At 64.2% G+C, this 5,863-nt stretch carries 10 protein-coding genes; 4 read left to right on the forward strand and 6 right to left on the reverse strand.

The features are described 5' to 3' along the window. Positions 1–51 precede the first annotated feature (51 nt). From WA702_RS29095 to WA702_RS29110, 4 genes are all read right to left on the reverse strand, one after another. Positions 52–504 (reverse strand): nucleotidyl transferase AbiEii/AbiGii toxin family protein, encoded by a 453-nt coding sequence (locus WA702_RS29095; protein ID WP_425113996.1) that lies wholly within the window; start codon positions 502–504, stop codon positions 52–54. Further along, complete coding sequence (locus WA702_RS29100; RefSeq protein WP_425113988.1) at positions 387–704, reverse strand: nucleotidyl transferase AbiEii/AbiGii toxin family protein; 318 nt, start codon at positions 702–704, stop codon at positions 387–389. Before WA702_RS29100 ends, WA702_RS29095 begins: the two co-directional genes overlap by 118 nt. After that, positions 701–964 carry a hypothetical protein gene (locus WA702_RS29105; RefSeq protein ID WP_425113989.1) on the reverse strand — a complete coding sequence of 88 codons (264 nt, stop codon included), beginning with the start codon at positions 962–964 and terminating at the stop codon, positions 701–703. Before WA702_RS29105 ends, WA702_RS29100 begins: the two co-directional genes overlap by 4 nt. Positions 965–1,415: 451 nt before the next feature. Continuing rightward, positions 1,416–1,700: a hypothetical protein gene (locus WA702_RS29110; RefSeq protein ID WP_425113990.1), complete on the reverse strand. Its 285-nt coding sequence runs from the start codon at positions 1,698–1,700 to the stop codon at positions 1,416–1,418. 101 nt (positions 1,701–1,801) lie between these two features. Here WA702_RS29110 and WA702_RS29115 point away from each other — a divergent pair, with 101 nt between their 5' ends. Continuing rightward, the gene (locus WA702_RS29115) at positions 1,802–2,455 is read left to right on the forward strand and encodes a TetR/AcrR family transcriptional regulator (RefSeq protein WP_425113997.1); all 654 of its coding nucleotides are present in this window, start codon (positions 1,802–1,804) and stop codon (positions 2,453–2,455) included. Between the two features lie 11 nt (positions 2,456–2,466). Continuing rightward, the gene (locus tag WA702_RS29120; protein WP_425113991.1) at positions 2,467–2,733 is read left to right on the forward strand and encodes a hypothetical protein; all 267 of its coding nucleotides are present in this window, start codon (positions 2,467–2,469) and stop codon (positions 2,731–2,733) included. A 67-nt stretch (positions 2,734–2,800) separates the two neighbouring features. Here WA702_RS29120 and WA702_RS29125 read toward each other — a convergent pair whose 3' ends face one another. After that, positions 2,801–3,514 carry a ZIP family metal transporter gene (locus WA702_RS29125; protein ID WP_425113992.1) on the reverse strand — a complete coding sequence of 238 codons (714 nt, stop codon included), beginning with the start codon at positions 3,512–3,514 and terminating at the stop codon, positions 2,801–2,803. Between the two features lie 441 nt (positions 3,515–3,955). On the opposite strand from WA702_RS29125, the gene WA702_RS29130 reads away from it, so the two are divergent. Continuing rightward, positions 3,956–5,029: an AI-2E family transporter gene (locus tag WA702_RS29130; RefSeq protein ID WP_425113993.1), complete on the forward strand. Its 1,074-nt coding sequence runs from the start codon at positions 3,956–3,958 to the stop codon at positions 5,027–5,029. Next, positions 4,959–5,351: a hypothetical protein gene (locus tag WA702_RS29135; RefSeq protein ID WP_425113994.1), complete on the forward strand. Its 393-nt coding sequence runs from the start codon at positions 4,959–4,961 to the stop codon at positions 5,349–5,351. The genes WA702_RS29130 and WA702_RS29135 overlap by 71 nt, the downstream gene beginning before the upstream one ends. 13 nt (positions 5,352–5,364) lie before the next feature. On the opposite strand, the gene WA702_RS29140 is transcribed toward WA702_RS29135, so the two are convergent. Then, entirely contained in the window at positions 5,365–5,592 is a 228-nt protein-coding gene (locus WA702_RS29140) for a hypothetical protein (protein WP_425113995.1), read from the reverse strand. Between the last annotated feature and the right edge of the window lie 271 nt (positions 5,593–5,863).

The raw sequence follows: 5,863 nt of genomic DNA on the forward strand, positions 1-5,863 counted from the left end.
CCCACCCAACTGTACCAGCGAAATCAATCACTTAAGAAAAGCGCTCGCCTGCTAGATGAACCGCAGGAGAGCCGTTGCCTCATCGAGGGCGGTAGCCGCGAGCGGCTTGAACTCGTCTTTGATTGCAAGATCTGAAATGGCCGCGTTAACGAACTCCGGCTTCAGGCGCGCGATGGTAGCAAGCGAGCGTGCAACGTCGTCCTTGTACAGTTTCAGTGCTCGGACCAGGGCATCGCGGTCATGCCTTGCTGCGGCGGCGATATCAAAAATGTCGCGTGGCTTGATGCTCGCGCCGCGATAGTGGACTTTCTTCGTGATGATCTCGGCGACGGTTTCGAGATCAACCTGTTCGCCCTGGACCGTTTGCCGCGTCACTGAGGGCGTCGTCATGACCGCCCCGACGATGAAATCGATCTCCCCGATGCCGTCGAAGGCCAGTTTGAGGAAGCGAGCTCCGTCGCCCGCGTACTCCGAAGGCGAAATTTCGAACTCGAAATCGTGCAGCTTTGGATCGAGAAAGGGGAGCAGCTGCGGGTCCGGAAAATATCGATATCGTGGCTTTCACGATGGTCGATCTGCAGCATCATGGCCGTACCGCCGCCGAGCGGCCAGGAATCGATGATGATCTGCTCGGAATTGACCTGACGGATCAGCGCGCAGGCAATGCGAAAGAGACGTGCCCAATCCGCGCCGCCCGCACTCATGACGCCAGCGGATAGGTTTCGCCTGAATAGGCTGCGAACGCCCTGGCTGCGACCGCGAGTTGGGCATCACTGATGCCGAACGCCCTGGCAAATTCCTTCTGCAGTTCCGGCGCGACTTCGCCGAAGAACGCCGACATCTGTCCTGAGGCAGCCTGCGCAGCCGCCGGATGCATCAGGCAATAAGCAAGCTCCTGCGCGTCCAGCTTCCTGCGGTGTGGCGCATTGACGGTTGTCAGAACCGAGGTTGGAAACTTGCTCATTCTCTTCAATGATAACTGGCGGCCAATGGCTTGTAGTAAGTTGCCGTACCCGATTGTACAGCATCGCCCTGGAGCATTGAGGAATCAACTACCGCGCTCGACAATAGGCGCGACAAGCTGTGCTTCAGGACCCGTTCGGCGAAGCCGAGCGCGACAAAGATGTTCGCAGGCTGTTCCAAGGCGAGGTCGAGGAGCGCGGGCGCGATTACGCGCCCTGTCAGGCCGCGATCTGTCCTGGCGCAGCGCAGTTTGCCTCGGCGGCGCACGCCGCTGCCTCGGTTGCGTGCGTCGCACGGCCTGCGAGCCGCGACCGGCTTATATCGGAGGCGATGGCGTGAAGCTCTGCCGAGACCGCACGGTCGATCCCGGCCTGCAGGGCCGATGGCAATGCGCCGATCCAGCGTAAAGTCGTCGTCATGGTCTGCTCTTTCTCAGGCGTTGCGCGGGCGGGCTAGCAGGCCACGCAGGGATTGGATGGAAGGGTGGCGGCTGTCGGAAGCGTCGCCATATCGGACGGGTCATGCGCGAGCGCAGTCGGGTCGCCCCATGCCACGATGCCGCGGTTCGCTGCGATCAGGTCGTGCTGGAGCGCGGGCCGGCTTTCGATCGACGACGCCAGCCGGAGCAGCATGCGCTTGAGGGCGGCGGCATCGACGCCGTCGGCCCGCATCAGGCCCTGGGTCAGGCTGTCATCGAGCAGCTCGTCGATGGTCGGTTCGCTGAAGCAGATGCCCATCACTCGTCTCCGTCTCTCGTCGCCTTGACCGCAGGCGTACCGGGTGTTACTAGTCAGTAACTAGAGGTGTTACAGGTCAGTAACATCTGGGTCAAGCCAAAATATCGCGCTCCCGAATTCGTGCATCCCAGGAGACCTCCATGGACGCCGCAATCACAGCCAAACCGCGCGACCGCATTGTCGCCACCGCGCGCGGCCTGTTCCGCAAGCACGGGCTGCGCGGCATCGGGGTCGACGCCATCGCCGAGGCGGCCGACACCAACAAGATGACGCTGTATCGGCACTTCCGCTCCAAGGACGATCTGGTCGTCGCCTGCCTGCGGCAGGTGGCCGAGGAGGCCAACGGGCTCTGGGACCGTCTCGCCGCCGCTCACCCCGGTGATGCGATGGCGCAGTTGCGCACCTGGTTGCGGCAGGGCGGCGGCTGCGGCGGCCCCGACGGCCGCGGCTGCTCGATCACGAACGCCGCGATCGAGCTGACCGAGCAGGAGCATCCGGCCAGGCAGGTCATCGCCGGCTTCAAGCGCGGGCAGCGCGACCGCCTGGCGCAACTGTGCCGCGACGCCGGCATCAAAGCCGCCGACACCCTCGCCGACACGCTGATCCTGATGCTGGAGGGCGCGCGCGTCAGCCGCCAGACCATGGGGCCGGATGGGCTTGCGTCGAAATTCGTCGTCTCCGCCGAGTCCGTGATTGCCGCGTTCGCCAACACCCAGGCCAAGCCAGCCGGCGCCAAGGCCAAAGCCCGCGCCTGAGGCTATCAGCGATGTCGCAGCGCCTCGATCGCAGCTGGACCGTGCTTACCAGCATCGACAATCCCGAGCACGACCGCTGCGTCGACGTCTTCGCCCGCCCGGACGGTTCGTTCGGCTTCGAGGAATTCCGGCGCGATGTCGAGGACCGGGGAGCCTGGACGCCGGTGCAGTACTACGCCGGCGCGGAATATCCGACCGCCGCCGAAGCGCTGGCCGTCGCCGAGCGCAATGTGGCGTGGCTGAGGTTGGTGCTCGCGGAGAAGCGGTGCGGTGTCTGAGACGGGGCGGAGTAACGCGGTGACAGTGCTGGCGTGCACCCCAGTGCACAAACCCTGCTGACGCTGTTCAATTTCCATTAGACAGGGCGAAAGCGACGAGCAGGCCCACGACGACAAGGACGCCGGTCACCTTGTGGTCCTGGTCCACCGCTTCCGGGATCATGGTATTCACGACCATCGTCAGCAGCGCGCCGGCGGCGACCGCATTGACGCTCGCAAGCAGTTGCGGCGCGGCCCCTTGCAGTAATGCGGCGCCCGCAAGCGAGCTGGCGCCGGACAGCACCGCGATCACGGCCCAAAGCCCGAACACGTAAGCGGGGCTTCGTCCGGCGTGTCGCATTCCGATGGCGCTGGACAGCCCTTCGGGGAAGTTCGACAAAAAGATCGCCGCGAACATCGCGACGCTGAGACCTTTGCCACTGATGACGGTCAGCCCGAGAACGATGCTCTCCGGGATGCCGTCGAGCAACGATCCGATCGCGATGGCGAGACCCGAACCCTGCGATGCGCTCTGCTGGCCGGGCCCGGATTGCTTGCGGTGGTGACCACCGCGCGCAGACACGACCCAGTCCGCGACCGCATAGGCGACGGAGCCCGCAAGCGCGCCCGCGACGATCGGCAGCAACCCGCCTTCCTCGAAACCGTCCTCCAGCAGATCGTAGGCGACGGCCGAAATCAGAATGCCGCAGCCGAACGACATGATCGACGCCGTGGACCAGCGGGGCATGCGCACCAGGTACGCGATGGCTGCGCCCATCACGAGCGAGGAGGCGCCGAGCAAACCCCAAAGACCTGCAGATAACCAGGCCGGCACTCGTTGTCTCCTTTCGGGCCGTCGACCGTCAGGTCAGCCGCTCAATGCAAAAGCCGCGTTGTCTTAGTTCGAGACGGCGCCTGGTCGCAGCCCACCGCCAATCGAAGGATACCGAGCGGCCGAGCGGCCGTTAGCAGTTGGCGCGCAGCGCTCCCGAGTAGCTCAACGGATGACGATCGAAACAATGGAGGCCCGTGCTCGCGTCAGCACAGGTTCAACTCCCGCCGACTGCTCGTCAACGCCGGCCTCGGCTGCTCAGTTCCTGCCCATGTAGTCGCATCGTGCCGGCGTTCCTGCTCAGAACGCCTGCAGCAGTGGAACTTGTTCGGGCGCGCTCGTCTTTGTTCTGTCGCCGCGCCATTTAGCCCGGCCGCTGTCCCGCCATACCACCAAGGAACGAGAGTCGAAGTGTCCCGCAGAACTGTCTCGGTGCTGGTCGTTTGCGCCGCTATCCTGGTGGTGCTGTGGCTGGCCGCCGACGTGCTGCTCGTCGTTTTCGCAGGCATTCTCTTTGCGGTGTTCGTCAGGGGCGGCGGTGATGTGATCGCAGCCCGCGCCCACGTCGCGAGGGGGATCGGGCTTGCCATTTTCGGCATCTCGTTCGTCGCCGCAGCGGCGGCATTCCTGGCGTTCGCCGGAGCCGCATTCGCCGACCAGCTCCAGAAGCTGCTGGACAGCCTCCCGCAGGCCATCCAGGCCGTCCGCAGCTATGTCGAGGCGCACGGCTGGATGCGCCGCGCTCTCGACATGTTCGATCCCGGCGATTTCATGCCATCAGGTCGGCTGGCCACCTCGGCTTTCTCGACCACGTTTGGCCTGATCGGCAACGTGGTCGTCATCGCCTTCGTGGGTCTCTACGGGGCAATCAGCCCCGGCATCTATGCGAGGGGGCTGACCGCACTGCTGGCGCCGAGCCTGCGTCCGGCGGCAACCGACATGCTGGGCGAGGCGGCAAGTGCGCTGCGAGGCTGGCTGATGGCGCAGCTCGTGTCGATGACGGCGGTCGGCGTCCTGACCGGCCTTGGACTATGGGCGCTCGGCGTGCCATTGGCGCTGATCCTCGCGGTGCTGGCCGCGCTACTGACCTTCATTCCTAATATCGGCCCGATCCTCGCAGCCACCCCTGCGGTCCTGCTTGGTCTCTCGGACGGACTTTCGACGGCGCTCTGGATTGCGGGCCTCTATGTTGCCGTTCAGACCATCGAGAGCTACGTCATTACACCAGGGATGCAGAAGGAGACGGTATCGCTGCCTCCCGCCCTCACGATCTCCATGCAATTGCTGTTTGGAGTCCTGTTCGGCATCCTGGGCCTGGCCCTCGCCACACCGCTTGCGGCCGTCCTGCTTCGCGTCTTGAGAAAATTCTACGTAGCCGGCTATCTCGATCGTGAAGCCGCAGCAGGAAGCACTGATGGTGGCCATCAGCCGCCTGAGCGCCTTGCAGGAAGCGCTGATCGTCCGAGCGCAACGTGGGGTGCCTGAGTTCAGTGCTTGCGGAGAAGCAACATTTGCTGGGGTTACTGGTACGGCCAGTTTCGCGCGCGTAACGCTTCCGGTTCAAATTTCGCTGACAACGTACGAACCGTATCAATATCGCAATCGTACTGAACCATTTCCCTATTCGTGCAGTCAGATGGCAGGTCGTGACGGTGTGCATGTCTCCTTTAACGACGGTCTCGATCGCAGGGTGACGACACCCTACAAGGCGACCGAATATGTGTTCCGCGAGCTGGACCGCCAGCTCCAACGCATCCCCGCCGCAACCGCGTCAATCGACGCCGAGGCGACGCCCGCCACGCACTGACGTCGCGCGTGGCTCACTCCACCGTCGCGACGTGCTTGCCGATCCAGTCGATCAGGATGTCGGCGATCTCCAGGCTGTTATCGTCCTGCATCAGCATATGCGTGTTGCCCTTGATGCCGACCTCCGGCAGCACCAGCATCTCGGCCTTGGCGCCGGCTGCGTTGGCCGCATCGATGAAGGCGCGGCAGTTTTTCAGGCGCGGCGCCCAGCGCGGAAACGCGTCCACGTCCTCGGCCCACATACAGGATCGGCATCCAACACAGGGCCTCATATCGGCTGTCGGCTCGGAGCAGGCACCCGTCATGCGTGACGACCGTCGCTAGCCTCTGATCGCGCTTCTTGCCGAGCGACTTGGCACATCGCCGAGCGACCCGATCATCGGCATCCGCGCGCCCGAGCCGGCGCGCGGCGGCAGCGGACGGCCGCCGCCCGACGTCTGCGTCGATCCGTCAATAGTGATTTGGGCACACCCACTGCCCGTATCTGTCGTGATAGCAGCCATTGTTGTAGTA

Source organism: Bradyrhizobium sp. (assembly GCF_049798375.1).
Classification (GTDB): Bacteria; Pseudomonadota; Alphaproteobacteria; order Rhizobiales; family Xanthobacteraceae; genus Bradyrhizobium.